Annotated in this window: 16 protein-coding genes; all 16 read left to right on the plus strand. The window is 62.6% G+C overall.

What is annotated here, in order from left to right; all coding sequences use genetic code 11:
- The first annotated feature begins 33 nt into the window (after positions 1–33).
- The 16 genes from I2C21_RS04115 (at position 34) to I2C21_RS04190 (ending at position 15,982) form a co-directional block, all read left to right on the plus strand.
- Entirely contained in the window at positions 34–720 is a 687-nt protein-coding gene (locus I2C21_RS04115) for a metallophosphoesterase (protein ID WP_101693986.1), read from the plus strand.
- A 147-nt stretch (positions 721–867) separates the two neighbouring features.
- Positions 868–2,271 carry a trigger factor gene (tig, locus tag I2C21_RS04120; protein ID WP_101693149.1) on the plus strand — a complete coding sequence of 468 codons (1,404 nt, stop codon included), beginning with the start codon at positions 868–870 and terminating at the stop codon, positions 2,269–2,271.
- 165 nt (positions 2,272–2,436) lie between these two features.
- Positions 2,437–3,024, plus strand: a complete 588-nt coding sequence (gene clpP / locus I2C21_RS04125) for an ATP-dependent Clp endopeptidase proteolytic subunit ClpP (protein ID WP_186963808.1) — start codon at positions 2,437–2,439, stop codon at positions 3,022–3,024.
- An 84-nt stretch (positions 3,025–3,108) separates the two neighbouring features.
- Positions 3,109–4,431, plus strand: a complete 1,323-nt coding sequence (clpX, locus tag I2C21_RS04130) for an ATP-dependent Clp protease ATP-binding subunit ClpX (protein WP_186963809.1) — start codon at positions 3,109–3,111, stop codon at positions 4,429–4,431.
- 79 nt (positions 4,432–4,510) lie between these two features.
- The gene (gene lon, locus I2C21_RS04135; protein WP_195278591.1) at positions 4,511–6,928 is read left to right on the plus strand and encodes an endopeptidase La; all 2,418 of its coding nucleotides are present in this window, start codon (positions 4,511–4,513) and stop codon (positions 6,926–6,928) included.
- 57 nt (positions 6,929–6,985) lie between these two features.
- Complete coding sequence (yihA, locus tag I2C21_RS04140) at positions 6,986–7,582, plus strand: ribosome biogenesis GTP-binding protein YihA/YsxC (RefSeq protein WP_101693145.1); 597 nt, start codon at positions 6,986–6,988, stop codon at positions 7,580–7,582.
- On the plus strand, positions 7,583–8,335 hold the full coding sequence (locus I2C21_RS04145; protein WP_195278592.1) for a fumarylacetoacetate hydrolase family protein: 753 nt from the start codon (positions 7,583–7,585) through the stop codon (positions 8,333–8,335).
- Between the two features lie 195 nt (positions 8,336–8,530).
- Entirely contained in the window at positions 8,531–9,220 is a 690-nt protein-coding gene (locus I2C21_RS04150; protein WP_328821031.1) for a site-2 protease family protein, read from the plus strand.
- A 12-nt stretch (positions 9,221–9,232) separates the two neighbouring features.
- Complete coding sequence (locus tag I2C21_RS04155) at positions 9,233–10,033, plus strand: segregation and condensation protein A (protein ID WP_353654775.1); 801 nt, start codon at positions 9,233–9,235, stop codon at positions 10,031–10,033.
- A 15-nt stretch (positions 10,034–10,048) separates the two neighbouring features.
- Positions 10,049–10,648, plus strand: a complete 600-nt coding sequence (gene scpB, locus I2C21_RS04160) for an SMC-Scp complex subunit ScpB (RefSeq protein WP_193536801.1) — start codon at positions 10,049–10,051, stop codon at positions 10,646–10,648.
- Positions 10,645–11,304: a DUF2953 domain-containing protein gene (locus I2C21_RS04165; protein ID WP_195278593.1), complete on the plus strand. Its 660-nt coding sequence runs from the start codon at positions 10,645–10,647 to the stop codon at positions 11,302–11,304. The genes scpB and I2C21_RS04165 overlap by 4 nt, the downstream gene beginning before the upstream one ends.
- Complete coding sequence (gene ytfJ, locus I2C21_RS04170; RefSeq protein ID WP_101693141.1) at positions 11,294–11,701, plus strand: GerW family sporulation protein; 408 nt, start codon at positions 11,294–11,296, stop codon at positions 11,699–11,701. The genes I2C21_RS04165 and ytfJ overlap by 11 nt, the downstream gene beginning before the upstream one ends.
- A 79-nt stretch (positions 11,702–11,780) precedes the next feature.
- Positions 11,781–12,938, plus strand: a complete 1,158-nt coding sequence (locus I2C21_RS04175; RefSeq protein WP_195278594.1) for a D-alanyl-D-alanine carboxypeptidase family protein — start codon at positions 11,781–11,783, stop codon at positions 12,936–12,938.
- A gap of 87 nt (positions 12,939–13,025) precedes the next feature.
- Complete coding sequence (locus I2C21_RS04180; protein WP_195278732.1) at positions 13,026–13,751, plus strand: pseudouridine synthase; 726 nt, start codon at positions 13,026–13,028, stop codon at positions 13,749–13,751.
- A 111-nt stretch (positions 13,752–13,862) separates the two neighbouring features.
- A complete protein-coding gene (locus I2C21_RS04185) occupies positions 13,863–14,732 on the plus strand; it encodes a MurR/RpiR family transcriptional regulator (RefSeq protein WP_195278595.1) in 870 nt (289 codons plus the stop codon).
- A gap of 8 nt (positions 14,733–14,740) precedes the next feature.
- Positions 14,741–15,982 (plus strand): BaiN/RdsA family NAD(P)/FAD-dependent oxidoreductase, encoded by a 1,242-nt coding sequence (locus I2C21_RS04190; RefSeq protein ID WP_195278733.1) that lies wholly within the window; start codon positions 14,741–14,743, stop codon positions 15,980–15,982.
- The last annotated feature ends 2 nt before the right edge of the window (positions 15,983–15,984 follow it).

Below are 15,984 nucleotides of genomic sequence, written 5' to 3' on the forward strand. Positions count from 1 at the left end.
TGCGCCACGGAGCGCTGGAAGGTTGGTGTGCGCGTGGCGCTGTATGCACTGGGAGACACCCATCTGTCTCTCGCTGTCAATAAGCCCATGGACGTATTCGGCGGTGCGTGGAGCGGCTATGTGGAGAAGCTCCGGGAGGGGCTGAGCGTTCTGACGAGCCAGGATACCCTGGTCCTGTGCGGCGATATCTCCTGGGGGATGAGTCTGGAGCAGGCGGAGCGGGACTTTGCCTTTCTGGAGTCCTACCCGGGCCGCAAGCTGATCCTCAAGGGCAACCACGACTACTGGTGGAACACCGCCTCAAAGATGGAGCGGTTCTGGGCCGAGCGGGGATTTCAAAGCCTGCACGTCCTTCACAACAACTGCTACGAGTACGGGCCCTATGCCCTGTGCGGGACCCGGGGATGGTTCTATGAGGAGGACGAGGGAGGACACAACGACAAGGTGTTCCGGCGGGAGCTGATCCGCTTGGAGGCCTCCCTAAAGGCGGCCGGAGAGCGGAAAAAGCTGTGTTTTCTGCACTATCCGCCCCGGTATCATGGCTATCTGTGCGCGGAGATCATCGCCCTTCTGGAGCAGTACGGCGTGGAACAGTGCTTCTACGGGCACCTCCACGGCGGGAGCCACCGACTGGCCATTGAGGGGCCCAGCGGGGGCGTGGACTACCATCTGGTGGCGGCGGATTATCTGCAATTTCGCCCCTACCGCATCTGCGACTGAGATCGATTTGGCGTGAGACGGAAATATTTTTGTAAAAAGTCTGGAAATCCATCTGGTTTTCTGGTACAATTACACGGATAATGCAACAAAGGCTACCGGCGGCCGGTTGATCGGGCCGTTCGGAACCGATAGGAGGAAGTAAACAACATGAATGTCAAGAGCGTTGAAAAGCAGGAAAAGAGCATTGTCGAGCTGGTCATCGAGGTGAGCGGCGAGGAGTTTGAGGCCGCCATCGAGAAGGTCTACAAGAAGCAGCGCAGCAAGATCAGCGTGCCCGGCTTCCGGAAGGGCAAGGCCCCCCGTAAGATCATCGAGGGTATGTACGGCTCCGGCGTGTTCTATGAAGATGCCATCAACGAGATCTATCCCGAGGCTTACAGCCAGGCTGTGGAGCAGGAGAAGCTGGACGTCGTGGCCTGGCCCCAGGTCGAGATCCAGGAAGTGGGCAAGGATGGCTTCACCTTCAAGGCGAAGGTCACCGTGCGTCCCGAGGTCAAGCTGGGCGAGTACAAGGGCCTGACCGCTGAGCGGGAAGAGGTCACTGTCACCGACGAGGACCTGGACAACGAGCTCAAGCCCTACATCAACCGCGCCACCCGCGCCGTGACCGTGGAGCGCGAGGCCAAGCTGGGCGACACCGTGGTCATCGACTTCGAGGGCTTCAAGGACGACGTGGCCTTTGAGGGCGGCAAGGCTGAGGGCTTCAGCCTGGAGCTGGGCTCCGGCACCTTCATCCCCGGCTTCGAGGATCAGCTGGTGGGCACCAAGGCCGGTGACGAGAAGGATCTGAACGTGACCTTCCCTGAGGATTATCAGGCCGAGGAGCTGGCCGGCGCCCCCGTGGTGTTCAAGGTCAAGGTCCACGAGGTCAAGGAGAAGCAGCTCCCCACCGTGGACGACGAGTTTGCCAAGGACGTGTCCGAGTTTGAGACCCTGGCCGATCTGAAGAAGGACCTGGGCGACAAGCTGAAGGCCCGCCGTGAGGATGCCGCTCAGCACGCCTTTGAGAACGCCCTGATCGAGCAGGTCGTGGAGAACATGGAGGTCGAGATCCCCGAGGCCATGGTGGACGCCGAGGCCGAGAAGCTGGTCAACAACTATGCCCAGCGCGTGACCTCTCAGGGCATCCCCTTTGACCAGTACCTGGCCATGATGGGCATGACCATGGAGCAGATGAAGGAGCAGGCCAAGGAGAGCGCCCTCAAGCAGGTCCAGAGCGATCTGGCCCTGGGCGCCATCGTGGACGCCGAGAAGATCGAGGTCACCGACGAGGAGGTCGAGGCCGAGATCAAGCGTCTGGCTGAGCAGTACAACATGACCGAGGAGCAGCTCAAGAAGGTCCTGATCGTGGAGGACCTCAAGCGCGATCTGTGCCGTCAGAAGGCCGCTCACGTCGTGTTCGACAGCGCCAAGACCGGCAAGGCTCCCGCCAAGAAGAAGACCACCAAGAAGAAGGCGGACGCGGAGACCGAGGGCGAGGAGAAGCCCAAGCGTACCCGCAAGACCACCAAGAAGGACGAGGAGAAGTCTGAGGAGAAGACCGAGGGCTAATTCGCTCCGTTCGGGACTCAGGAGGCGGCAGGTTCCGCCTCCTGAACTGCCCCGTTTTTGGTATAATCCGCCAGCGCGCGGGTATACTCTGTGTGTGAGTGCCCGCCGGCCGCGGAGAGGATGGTCGGGCGCGCCCCGACTTGAACAAAAAAGGAGTACCAAAACATGAGTTTAGTTCCCTATGTAGTGGAGCAGACCAACCGTGGCGAGCGGTCGTATGATATTTTTTCCCGTTTGCTGAACGACCGCATCATTTTCCTGGGCGAGGAAGTCAACGCCACAACGGCCAGCCTGGTCGTGGCCCAGATGCTCTATCTGGAGGCCCAGGACCCGGACAAGGATATCCAGTTTTACATCAACAGCCCCGGCGGCTCGGTCACCGACGGCATGGCGATCTATGACACGATGCAGTATGTCAAGTGCGACGTGTCCACCATCTGCATCGGCATGGCCGCCAGCATGGGAGCGTTCCTGCTCTCCTCCGGGGCCAAGGGCAAGCGCTTTGCCCTGCCCAATGCGGAGATCATGATCCACCAGCCTCTCGGCGGCGCCAAGGGGCAGGCTTCGGACATCAAGATCCACGCCGACTGGATCCTGAAGACCCGCGACAAGCTCAACCAGATCCTGGCCCGCAACACGGGCAAGAGTGTGGAGGAGATCGCGCGGGATACCGAGCGGGATAACTTTATGTCTGCCGACGAGGCTCTGGCCTACGGTCTGGTGGACAAAGTGATTACCAACGGAAACAAGTAACGCGGGGGAGCGGGAGATCAAGTCGCCCGCTCCTCTTTCCACATCTTTGAATCGGGCAGAGTTGCCTGTGACTGAGGTAACATTATGGCAAAAAACGACGAACACAAGTCGGTACGCTGTTCCTTCTGCGGCAAGCATCAGGAGCAGGTCAACCGCATTATCGCGGGCCCGGGCGCTTATATCTGCAATGAGTGCGTGCATCTGTGCATGAGTATTCTGGATGACGCCTACGACCCCGAGGAATCCCAGGACGAACAGCTGGACATTCCCGACGTCATTCCCACGCCCCGGGAGATCCGGACGGTCCTGGACCAGTATATCATCGGCCAGGAGGCCGCCAAGGTGGCCCTCTCGGTGGCGGTCTACAACCACTATAAGCGCATCTACTTCGGCGGCGGGGAGGACGTGGAGCTCCAGAAGAGCAACATCCTTCTGATCGGTCCCACCGGCAGCGGCAAGACCCTCTTTGCCCAGACCCTGGCCCGCATCCTGAAGGTGCCCTTCGCCATCGCGGACGCCACCACCCTCACGGAGGCCGGCTATGTGGGCGACGACGTGGAGAACATCCTCCTGCGCCTGGTGCAGGCGGCCGATTTCGACATCGAGCTGGCCGAGCGGGGCATCATCTACGTGGATGAGATCGACAAGATCGCCCGCAAGAGCGAGAACACCTCCATCACCCGGGATGTGTCGGGCGAGGGTGTGCAGCAGGCGCTGCTGAAGATCCTGGAGGGTACGGTGGCCAATGTTCCTCCCCAGGGCGGACGCAAGCACCCCCATCAGGAGTTCATCCAGATCAACACCAAGAACATTCTCTTTATCTGCGGCGGCGCGTTCGACGGTATCGAGAAGATCATCGAGCAGCGGCTGGATAAGAAGAGCATCGGCTTCGGCGCCAAGATCGAGAGCAAGAAGGAGCGGGATACCTCCGCGATCTACAAGGAGATCCAGCCCCACGATCTGCTCAAATTCGGTATCATTCCGGAGCTGGTGGGCCGTCTGCCGGTCATCACGGCGCTCCAGGCCCTGAACAAGGAGCAGCTGGTACAGATCCTGACCGAGCCCAAAAACGCTCTGGTCAAGCAGTACCAGAAGCTGCTGGAGTATGATATGGTGGACCTGGAGTTCCAGCCGGAGGCGCTGGAGGCGGCGGCGGACAAGGCCATTGCCCGCGGCATCGGCGCCCGCGGCCTGCGTGCGGTGCTGGAGGAGGTCATGACCCAGGTCATGTACGACGTGCCGTCCGACCCCACCATCGCAAAGGTGACCATCACCGCCGAGAGTGTGCGGGACCATGTCCCGCCTGCGGTGGAGCATGACCCCGAGCGGACGGAGCGTCCCCGGCTGGGCAGCGCGGAGCTCCGGGCGGAGCAGGGAGGCGCCCCCGCCCACGGAAATGTTTCTTAAACAGACGGACAGCGGGGCGAGGGAAATTCTCTCGCCCCGTTATGCATATTGCTGTCTTCCAGAAAGGAAGTGAATGATCATGAGTGAACAGGAGAAAGAGATTCAGACCGTGACGCTGCCGGCGCTGGCGCTGCGCGGCATGACGGTATTTCCCAATATGATGCTGCACTTTGACGTGGGACGTGAGATCTCCGTCAAGGCGCTGGACGAGTCGATGACCAGCGGAACGCCCATCTTCCTGGTGGCCCAGCGGGACATCGCGGTGGAGTCCCCCAAGGAGAAGGATCTGTGCCGGATCGGCACCATCTGCAATGTCCGGCAGATCCTCCGCCTGCCGGGCGACAACGTCCGTGTCATGGTGGAGGGCGCAGCCCGGGGCCGGATGCACCGGCTGACCCAGCTGACCCCCTATCTGGCCGCCGAGGTGGAGGAGATCGTACCGGAGGAGCCGGTGCGTGGCTCTGCCAAGACCGAGGCCCTGATCCGGCAGACCTATGAGCTCTTCGAGCGCTATGTGGAGCTGGCCCCCAAAATGACCCCCGATCTGCTGCTCAACCTGATCTCCAGCGAGGACCCGGGCTACATCGCCGACTACATCGCACAGAACATCGTCATGCGTACCGGGGACAAGCAGTCCATCCTGGAGGAGCTGCGGCCGGTCCGCCGGCTGGAGAAGCTCTTCCGGCAGCTGCGCCAGGAGCTGGAGGTGCTGGAGCTGGAGCTGGACATGCAGAACCGGGTCCGGGAGGGCATGAACCGCAACCAGAGAGACTACTACCTGCGGGAGCAGCTCAAGGTCATCCAGCAGGAGCTGGGCGAGGGCGAGGCCGGAGGAGACAGCGAGATCGCCGAGTACCGCCAGGCCATCGAGAAGGCAAAGCTGCCGGAAGAGGTGGGTCAGAAGCTCCTGAAAGAGGTCAGCCGGCTGGAAAAGCAGCCCTTTGGCTCGGCAGAGGCCACCGTCCTGCGGAACTATCTGGACGTGTGCCTGGAGCTTCCCTGGAATAAAAAGACCAAGGAGCGGGCCGATGTGGAGGCTGTGCGCAAGGCGTTGGACAATGACCACTACGGCCTGGAGAAGGTCAAGGAGCGCATCCTGGAGTTTGTGGCCGTCAAGCAGCTGGCCCCCGATCTGAAGGGGCAGATCATCTGCCTGGTGGGCCCGCCCGGCGTGGGCAAGACCTCCATCGCCATGTCCATGGCCAAGGCTATGAACCGGAAGCTGGCCCGGATCTCGCTGGGCGGCGTCCACGATGAGGCCGAGATCCGAGGACACCGGAAGACGTACATCGGCGCCATGCCCGGGCGCATCATCGCCGGCATCCGGCAGGCGGGCAGCTCCAATCCGCTGCTGCTGCTGGATGAGATCGACAAGCTGGGCTCCGACCACCGGGGCGACCCGGCCGATGCCCTGCTGGAAGTGCTGGACGGGGAGCAGAACAGCACCTTCCGGGACCATTTCCTGGAAGTGCCCTACGACCTGTCCGACGTCCTCTTCATCACCACGGCCAACACGCTGGACACCATCCCGCGGCCCCTGCTGGACCGGATGGAAGTGATCGAGCTGTCCAGCTACACCGACGAGGAGAAGCTCCAGATCGCCAAGCGCCACCTGCTCCCCAAGGAGCTCAAGCGCCACGGTCTGAAGAAGAGCCAGCTCAAGCTCACCGACGGCGCCCTGCGGGAGATCATTACCGGCTATACCAAGGAGTCGGGCGTGCGTATCCTGGAGCGGAAGCTGGGTGCTGTGTGCCGAAAGGTCGCAATGTGTGTGGTGTCAGACGGTGTAAAGTCTGTTAGCATTACAGGAGACAATGTGGAGGAGTTCCTGGGTATCCGCCGCTATCACCCGGAGCGCCTGCCCAGAACCGAGCAGGTGGGCGTGGTCAACGGCCTGGCCTGGACCAGTGTGGGCGGCGAGCTGCTGGAGGTGGAGGTCAATGTGGTCCCCGGCTCCGGCAAGCTGGAGCTGACCGGCAACCTGGGCAACGTGATGAAGGAGTCCGCCCATGCGGCCTACTCCTACATCCGTAGCCGTGCGGACCGCCTGGGCATCGAGGCCGACTTCTACCAGAAGAAGGACATCCATGTCCACTTCCCGGAGGGGGCGGTACCCAAGGACGGCCCCTCGGCGGGCATTGCTATTACCACTGCCATGGTCTCGGCCCTGACCAACACACCGGTGCGGCGGGAGCTGGCTATGACCGGCGAGGTGACGCTGCGGGGCCGGGTGCTGGCCATCGGCGGCCTGAAGGAGAAGACCATGGCCGCTCTGCGCAACGGCATCCGTACGGTGATCCTGCCGGCGGAGAACGAGAAGGATCTGGAGGAGATCGACCAGACCGTGCGCGCCGCGCTGCACTTCCTGCCGGTCGAGCAGGTGGATGCGGTGCTGGCCTATGCCCTGGGGCTGGACGTCACACAGGGGGTCGGGCAGCTGCCGGAGGCCCCGGCGGAGGCGTCCCCGGCCGCGGGTGGAATCTCCATCCATCAGTAAACAGACGGTTCCCCGCCGGAGCATGCTCCGGCGGGGAACACGAGAAAGGGGCGCGCTATGCCGCTGAATCTGAACAACGCGGAGTTTATCCGCTCGGCCGCAAAGGCGGCTGATTTTCCCCGGGACATGCTGCCCCAGGTGGTATTTGCGGGGCGATCCAATGTAGGGAAGTCCTCGGTGATCAACAAGCTGCTCAACCGCAAGAACTTTGCGCGGGTGGGCTCCGCACCGGGCAAGACCACCCATATCAACTACTTCCTCATCGATAAGAAGCTCTATCTGGTGGACCTGCCCGGCTACGGCTATGCCAAGGTCTCCCAGGCGGAGAAGGCCCGCTGGGGCCGCCTGATCGAGAGCTGGTTTGCCGACCAGACTCTGATGACCCTCGGGGTCCTGATCGTGGACTCCCGCCACAAGCCCACCGCGGACGACTGCGTGATGGCTGACTGGTTCAAGCAGAGCGGCCGCCCCTTCGTGGTGGTGGCAAACAAGCTGGACAAGCTGAAAAAGAGCGAGATCGAGCCCAATCTCCAGCGGGTCCGGGAGACTCTGGAACTGGATGAATCTGTAAAGGTAATTCCCTTTTCGGCTGAGAAGGGAGAAGGGCGGACGGCTCTGCTCGATGCCATTCTGGACCACCAGGAGGGCATGTAAGTGAAGTATGTGCGCATTGACCGCGCCGGGACTCCGGTCTGGGGCGTGCTCCAGGGAGAACTGGTCCGCACGCTGACCGGCGCGCCCTATGAGGGCATCTGCTACGATGGAGAGAGCCTTCCGCTGGCGGACTGCCGCCTGCTGGCCCCCTGCGAACCCACCAAGATCGTGTGCATTGGCAAGAACTACTATGATCATGCCATCGAGATGGGGGAGGGCGTGCCGGAGCGGCCCATCCTGTTCCTGAAAGCGCCCAATACCCTCAATCGCCCGGAGGGGCCCCTCCACGCGCCCGATTTTGTGCAGCGCCTGGAATATGAGGGGGAGCTGGCCGTCGTGATCGGCCGCCGCGCAAAGGATGTAAAGGAAGAAGACTTTGCAGATTATATCCTGGGTTACACCTGTCTGAACGACGTGACCGCCCGGGATATCCAAAAGGGCGACGGGCAGTGGACCCGGGGCAAGAGCATGGACGGCTTTGCTCCGGTGGGCCCCATCGTCACGGACGAGGTGGACGGGAGCGACCTGGGCATCCAGACCCGGCTCAACGGCCGGGTCGTGCAGCAGGGCCGGACTGCCCAGTTCATGCACAAGATTCCGGAGCTGCTGGCCTTCATCACGGCCTCTATGACCCTGGAGCCGGGGGATGTGGTGACCACCGGAACCCCGGCCGGCGTGGGTACCATGCATCCGGGCGATGTGGTGGAGGTCGAGATCGAAGGGATCGGAGTCCTGCGCAACCACGTGGTATAACGCTGCGGGAGCACCGTGCTCCGCAGGAAAACGAGGGGGAGTCTGCCCGAAGAGACGGGTGGGCTCCCCCTTTTGGCGGAGCAGAGGGGCTGCCTTGTGTTTTGCAGGGGGATTTGGTATAATGAGGTCTACGAGACGGTCCGTTCTCCCCACCGGGGGGAAGACAGGACCGGATAGCTGCAGGAGGGCGGATCAGTGGTAAGTTTTTCGGATTTCTTTCATCATCTGGACTGGCAGGGAATGCTGTGGATGCTGGTGCAGATCCTGGCCGTGCTCCTGTGTCTCACCGTCCATGAGACCTGCCACGGACTGGCCGCCTATCTGCTGGGGGACCCCACCGCCAAGCGGATGCACCGGCTGTCCTTCAATCCGCTGCGCCACATCGACCCCTTCGGCGCGCTGATGATGCTGGTGGCCGGATTCGGCTGGGCCAAGCCGGTCCCGGTGGACATGCGCTATTTCAAGCACCCCAAGAGCGGCATGGCCCTGACCGCCCTGGCGGGGCCGGTCTCCAACTTTGTATTGGCCTATCTGGCCCTGTGCCTGCGGGCGCTTCTGATCACGGTGGGATACCAGGTCGAGGCGGAGAGTGTGCTCTTGATCTGGGTCATTGATTTTCTGGCCACCGTCGCCATTCTGAGCGTCGGCCTGGGCCTCTTCAATCTGATTCCGGTTCCGCCGCTGGACGGTTCCAAGGTGCTGGGAGCGCTGCTGCCGGATCGGATCTACTATACCATCCTCCGCTATGAGCGGATCGGAATGCTGCTCCTGGTGGTGGTCCTGTGGAGTGGGGCGCTGGACGGAGGCCTGGTGTGGGCCCGCGACGGGGTGCTGGACTGGCTGGCCCGGGCGGCCAGCGCGCCCTTCCGGATGCTGCTGGGTTAGGGGGCGGACGGCGTGGACAGCCCCATTTACCACCTGGAGGGGGTGGTGAAGTCCCGCTCGGAGGAGCGGGAGGACTTTACCGGCCCTCTGGACCTGATCCTCCATCTGTTGAGCAAGAACCGCATGGAGATCCGGGATATTCAGATTTCCCTCATTCTGGAACAATACCTGGAGTGGATGGAGCGCCGGAAAGAGCTGGATCTGGAGATCGCCAGTGAGTTTGTCCAGATGGCGGCCCAGCTCATTTTCATCAAGACCAGGATGCTCCTTTCCATCCAGGACGAGGAGGCCCTGTCCGAGATGGAAGCGCTGATGGCCTCCCTGGAGGAGCACCAGAGCCATGAGAACTATGCCCGCATCAAAGCGGTCCTACCCCAGCTGGAGCAGGGGTGGAAGGTGGGGCAGGATTACATGACCAAGCCTCCGGAGCGCCTTCCGGAGGATCGGATGTATCATTACTCCCATAAGAAGGAAGAATTATACCGTGCCCTTCTCCCGGTGCTGAGCCGGAGCGAGCAGAAGCGGACGCCGCCCATGGCGGCCTTTGAGGGCATTGTGGGGCGGGAGCCCTACCCGGTGGCCGACAAGGCCGGAGAATTGCTGCGCCGTCTTCTGAACAGCGGGGTGACCCATTTTCTCGCCCTGTTCCGGGGAAGCCGGAGCCGTTCGGAGGTGGTGGCCACCTTTCTGGCCGTGCTGGAGCTGTGCAAGGCCCGCCGCCTGCTGCTCACCGGGACGGACCGGCGTTGTACCGTCGCCCCCGTCCTGTCCGCGCCCGGGGAAGAAGAAACAAAGGCGCAGCAGGAGCCGTAAACCAAGGAGGTGGCCATGGAACGAAAGGAACTGGAAGCGGCGGTGGAGGCCATCCTCTTTGCCGCCGGAGAGCCGGTGCCGGCGGAGCGGCTCTGTCTGGCTCTGGAGATGAGCCGGGAGCAGATCGACGCCCTGTGCGGAGCCCTGGCCGACCGCTACCGGTATGACCGCTGCGGCCTGCGCCTGGTGCAGCTGGGGGAGAGCTATCAGCTCTGCTCGGCGCCCGAGCACGCGCCGGTCATCCGAAAAGCACTGGAGGGACGGCGGCCGCCCAAGCTGTCCCAGACGGCCCTGGAGGTGCTCTCCATCGTGGCCTATTTTCAGCCCATCACCCGGGCCTATATCGACCAGATCCGGGGGGTGGACAGCGCCTATACGGTCAGCCAGCTGGCCGACCGAGACCTGATCGAGCCCTGCGGACGTCTGGCCGTTCCCGGGCGTCCCATTCAGTACCGGACGACCCAGACCTTCCTGCGCTCCTTTGGGCTTTCCACGCTGGAGGATCTGCCTGAGCTGCCCCAGGTCTCCACGGAAGAGGGCCAGGCGGCCCGTGCCCTGCAGGAACGGCTTGCGCTTCTGCGCACGCAGGCGGAGAGCGGGGCGATGGAGGATTGAATGGTCTTTGGATCACCGGGGCGGTCGTGTTGGCCCTTTTCCTCCTGGGACAGCTGCGCCTGGGCGGGGAGGTCCGCTATCATCCCGGAGAGGTGGGGATATGGCTGCGTGTGGGCGGCGTGCCCATTCGTCTCTATCCCCGGAAAAAGAAGAAAGAGTCCGACCGGGTTTCGAAAAAAGAACGGAAGGCCCGGCCGAAGAAACCGAAAAAACCGAAGGAGCCCGGGCCGCCCTGGACCACGGAGCGGGTACTGGATCTGGTAAAGCGGGTGCTGCCCCTCATCGGGGAGGCGGCCGGAAAGCTGCGCCGGCGGATCCGCATCGATGTATTTCATCTGGATGTGCTTCTGGGCGGCGAGGATCCGGGCGATACGGCCATGGCATTTGGACGAGTGAACGCAAGCTGTGGGATAATCCTGCCGGTTTTGGAGCAAAATTTCCGGTGTAAGGACAATCGAGTCCGCACAGCGGTGGACTTTGCGCGGGAGAACACAGAGGTGCGGCTGACGCTGGCCCTGTCCATGACCCTGGGCCAGCTGATCGGGTTTGGCCTCTGGTGTGGGTATGCGGCTTGGAAAGTCTGGAAGGAAACAACGGGCGGTTTGATGTCAAACAAGGGCCCTCAACAGAAAGAGGCGGTAAAGTATGGAAACTAAAATCAGCGATTTCATGGGGCAGACCATGCAGAAGATCAAGGAGATGGTGGATGCCAACACCGTGATCGGCACCCCCATTCAGGCGGATGGCGTGACCATCATCCCTGTTTCCCGTATCAGCGTGGGCTTTGCCTCGGGCGGCAGTGAATTTGCCACCAAGCATCAAAAGCCGGAGGGGGAGAATGCCTTCGGGGGCGGCGGCGGTGCCAGCGTCAAGGTGACGCCGGTCTCCTTCCTGATCCTGAAGGGGGACATGGTAAAGCTCCTGCCGGTGGATCCGCCGGCCTCCAACACCGCCGACCGTGTGGTGGAGCTGGTGCCTGAGCTGGTGGACCGTGTCACCACCTTTATTGACCAGCAGAAGGAGAAGAAGGCGGCCGAGCAGGAGACCTTCTAAGGGCCGAGTGGGCACGTATAATGCCCGGACGCGGAGGGCATACTGCCATCATCGATTCAGATGCGAGGTGATGGCAGATATGAAACGGGTCTGGGCGCTGGTATTGTGGCTTGCGGTTTTGGCCGGAGTCTGCCCGGCGGGTGCTGCGACGCCCACACTCTCCGCAAAATCCGCTATTTTGATGGATGCGGAATCGGGGCGGGTCCTCTATGCCTACCAGGCGGATGAGGAGCGGCCCATTGCCAGCACCACCAAGCTGATGACCGCGCTGGTGGCGCTGGAGTCCACGCCGGATCTGGAGACCGTGATCAACGTGCAGCCGGAGTGGACCACTGCGGGAGGTTCTTCCATGTATCTCCGGGCCGGGGAGGAGCTCACCCTACGAGAACTGCTCTACGGCCTGATGCTCTCCTCGGGCAACGACGCCGCGCTGGCCGTTGCGGAGGGCTGTGCCGGAGATGTGGAGACCTTTGTGGAGTGGATGAACCGAAGAGCCCGGGATCTGGGCATGGAACATACTCATTTTTCCAACCCAAACGGGCTGGAGGACGAGGGAAACTACTCCACCGCCCGGGATATGGCGCGGCTGGCCCAGGTGTGCCTTGCCAATGAGAAGCTGCGGGAGATCGTCTCCACCAAGACCATCACGGTGGGGGAGCGGAGCCTGGTCAACCACAACAAGCTCCTCTGGCGCTATGAGGGCTGCATCGGCCTGAAAACGGGATATACCGATCTGGCCGGGCGGACGCTGGTGTCCGCGGCCGAGCGGGACGGACAGACGCTCATCGCGGTGACCCTCTTTGACCGCAACGACTGGGAGGACCACGCGGCCCTCTTCGACTATGGATTTGAGACCTATCCGAGACAACTTCTGGCCCGCGCGGGCAAGGAGTTTACCCGCATCCCGGTGGAAGGGAGCCTGAAGCGGTATGTGCCGGTGGTGACCTATGATGAGGTCTCCTACCCGCTGACCCAGGCCGAGCGGGTCAAGGTCCGCATCGTGCTCCCGGACACGGTGGAGGCGCCGGTAGAGCAGGGGGCCATCGCCGGAGAGCTCTGCTTCTCCCTGGACGGGGAGCCCATTGGAAGCACCTATCTGGTCTATGGCCAGAGCGTGGAGGACGATCGGGCGGGAAGCGGCGGTCTCTTCTCCCGCCTTCAGGATCTGTGGAAGGGGGAGACGGCCTCGGCGCCCATTCCCGAGCCGGAGATCTGGATGGAGCGGGTACTCTTTTAAGGTGTACCCCTCCTGTGGGTCCCGCAGGCATCTGCCTGCGGGACCGTCCTTTGCACAAATGCAACAGAGAACAGGGGATGAGTGAGTTTGGAAGAACGCCTGCAAAAGATCCTGTCCGCCTCCGGAGTGGTATCCCGGCGGGGGGCGGAGGCATACATACAGGCCGGACGGGTGACCGTGAACGGCAGAAAAGCACAGCTGGGGGAGAAGGCCGACCCGGAGCGGGATGACATCCGCGTGGACGGGCGTCCCCTGCGCGCGCCGGAGGAGCGGACCTATCTGATGCTGTACAAGCCCCGGGGATTTGTGACCACCCTGTCGGACGAGAAGGGGCGCAGGACGGTGGCCGATCTGGTCAAGGGGTGCGGGGCCCGGGTTTGGCCCGTGGGCCGACTGGATCTGGATTCGGAGGGGCTGCTGCTTCTGACGGATGACGGCGCGCTCACCCATCAGCTCCTGCATCCCAGCCATGAGGTGGAAAAAGAGTACCACGTCTGGGTGACGGGGGACGTGGAGCGGGGGATCCCGGTATTACGGGGCCCGCTGGAGCTGGACGGGGTGCCCCTCCATCCGGCCCGGGTGCGGTTCCTCCGCCGGGAAAAGGGGGAGAGTGTGCTCTCCGTGACCATCCACGAGGGGCGCAACCGGCAGGTGCGGCGGATGTGCGCCCTGGCCGGGCTGGAAGTGCGCCGCCTCTGCCGGGTACGGGAGGGAGAGGTACTTCTGGGCGACCTGCTCCCGGGCCGGTGGAGAAAGCTGACCCCCGGCGAGCTGGATGCGCTGCGCCGCGGCGGAGCGGATTTGCAAGAATGAAGTGAAAACTTGCAGAACGGGTCTTGCAATTCCAGAGACTTCCCGGTATGATTATAGGATAAAAGGAAACGCAGCCCCCGCCTGGGCGGCAGATCGGGAGGATACGCTCTCATGTCAAAAGATATCTTGTCCATCATCCAGACAAATATGAATACCTTCTCCAAGGGCCAGAAGCTGATCGGGCGCTTTATTCTGGACTCCTATGACAAAGCGGCTTTCATGACGGCCAGCAAGCTGGGAAAGACGGTCAACGTCAGTGAGTCCACGGTGGTCCGCTTTGCCGCCGAGCTGGGCTATGACGGTTATCCCGCCATGCAGAAGGCTCTTCAGGAGATGATCCGCAATAAACTCACCTCCATCCAGCGCATCGAGGTGTCCAACGACCGCATCGGAAACCAGGACATCCTCTCCATGGTCATGCAGTCCGATGTGGAGAAGATCCGCATGACGCTGGAGGAGGTGGACCGGGACAGCTTTGACCGGGCAGTGGACGCCATTGTGTCCGCACGGCGCATCTACATCCTCGGCGTCCGCTCGGCGTCGGCCATTGCCAGCTTCCTGGCCTTCTACTTCAACCTGATCTTCGAGGACGTGGTCCATATCCACAGTACCTCGGTCAGTGAGGTCTTTGAGCAGCTGCTGCGCATCGGGCCCCGGGATGTGATCATCGGGATCAGCTTCCCCCGCTACTCCAGACGCACCGTCAAGGCCATGGAATTTGCCCGGGACCGGGGGGCCCAGGTGGTGACCATCACGGACAGCGAGACCTCGCCCCTCACCGCCATTGCGACCCACACCCTGATGGCCAAGAGCGATATGGCCTCCTTTGTAGACTCGCTGGTGGCCCCCCTGAGTCTGGTCAACGCCCTCATCGTGGCGCTGGGCCGGAGAAAGAACAGCGATCTCTCGGAGACCTTTGGAGTCCTGGAGAAGATCTGGGACGAGTACGAGGTATATGAAAAGGTGGAGGATTCCTTTTGACCAGTGATATGATTGTAATCGGCGGCGGCGCGGCAGGCATGATGGCCGCGCTGGCCGCCGCGGACCGAGGGTGTTCCGTGCTCCTGCTGGAGCGCAACGCCAAAGTCGGCCGCAAGCTGTACATCACCGGGAAGGGGCGGTGCAACGTAGCCAATGACTGCTCGGTCCCGGAGGTTCTTCAGCACGTGCCCCGCAATCCCAAATTTCTCATGAGCGCCGTCACACGCTTCCCGCCGGAGGCCGTGAAGGCGTTTTTTGAGGGATTGGGTGTCCCGCTCAAGACCGAGCGGGGGAACCGGATCTTTCCCCAGAGCGACCGGGCCGCGGACATCATCGACGCGCTCTTTCAGGCGCTGCGGCGGAAGCGGGTGAGCCTGGTGGAGGACCGGGCCGTCCGCCTGCTGACCGATGAGGAAGGACGGATCTCCGGGGTCAAGGGGGAGCACGGCTCCTACTCCGCCCGGGCGGTGATTCTGGCCACCGGGGGAGCCTCCTATCCGCTCACCGGTTCCAGCGGGGACGGCTATGAGATGGCCGCAGCGGTGGGGCACACCATCGTGCCGCCTAAGCCTTCGCTGGTCCCGCTGGTGGCGGAGGGGGAGGACTGCCGCCGGATGCAGGGCCTCTCCCTGCGCAATGTGGCGGTCAAGGTCAAAAACCAGAAGAAAAAAGTGATCTATGCCGAGCAGGGGGAGCTGCTGTTCACCCATTTCGGGCTCTCCGGCCCGCTGATCCTCAGCGCAAGCGCCCATATGCGGGACTTTGAAAAGGACCACTACCAGGTGATCATCGACCTCAAGCCGGCTTTGGATGAGGAAAAGCTGGAGCAGCGGCTGCTGCGGGATTTCACCGAGCGGGCCAATCAGGACTTTCACAATGTTCTGGAGGGGCTGCTGCCCCGCCTGATGGTGCCGGTGATGGTGGAGCGGTCCGGGATCCCCGGCGACACCAAGGCCCACTCCATCACCAAGGCCCAGCGCCGGCGGCTGCTGGAGGAGCTCAAGGGCTTCCGGATCGACATTGCCGGGCCGCGGCCGCTGGCGGAGGCCATCATTACCTCCGGCGGCGTGAAGGTGTCGGAGGTGGACCCCCACACCATGGCCTCCAAACGCCTGCCGGGCCTCTACCTGGCGGGGGAGCTGTTGGATGTGGACGCTTACACGGGCGGCTTCAACCTTCAAATCGCCTGGTCTACCGGTCGAGCCGCGGGAGAAGGGGCGGCTCAGTTTTTGGAAGAAGGAGCAGAATAAGT

This window comes from Clostridium sp. J1101437_171009_A5, assembly GCF_015547905.1.
In the GTDB taxonomy this organism is placed as follows: Bacteria; Bacillota; Clostridia; order Oscillospirales; family Oscillospiraceae; genus Pseudoflavonifractor_A; species Pseudoflavonifractor_A gallinarum.

Coding starts and splice junctions, on each gene's coding strand:
- clpX (WP_186963809.1), top strand. CDS start 3,109: ATGGCAAAAAACGACGAACACAAGTCGGTACGCTGTTCCTTCTGCGGC.
- I2C21_RS04190 (WP_195278733.1), top strand. CDS start 14,741: ATGATTGTAATCGGCGGCGGCGCGGCAGGCATGATGGCCGCGCTGGCC.
- ytfJ (WP_101693141.1), top strand. CDS start 11,294: ATGGAAACTAAAATCAGCGATTTCATGGGGCAGACCATGCAGAAGATC.
- I2C21_RS04175 (WP_195278594.1), top strand. CDS start 11,781: ATGAAACGGGTCTGGGCGCTGGTATTGTGGCTTGCGGTTTTGGCCGGA.
- tig (WP_101693149.1), top strand. CDS start 868: ATGAATGTCAAGAGCGTTGAAAAGCAGGAAAAGAGCATTGTCGAGCTG.
- yihA (WP_101693145.1), top strand. CDS start 6,986: ATGCCGCTGAATCTGAACAACGCGGAGTTTATCCGCTCGGCCGCAAAG.
- clpP (WP_186963808.1), top strand. CDS start 2,437: ATGAGTTTAGTTCCCTATGTAGTGGAGCAGACCAACCGTGGCGAGCGG.
- lon (WP_195278591.1), top strand. CDS start 4,511: ATGAGTGAACAGGAGAAAGAGATTCAGACCGTGACGCTGCCGGCGCTG.
- scpB (WP_193536801.1), top strand. CDS start 10,049: ATGGAACGAAAGGAACTGGAAGCGGCGGTGGAGGCCATCCTCTTTGCC.
- I2C21_RS04185 (WP_195278595.1), top strand. CDS start 13,863: ATGTCAAAAGATATCTTGTCCATCATCCAGACAAATATGAATACCTTC.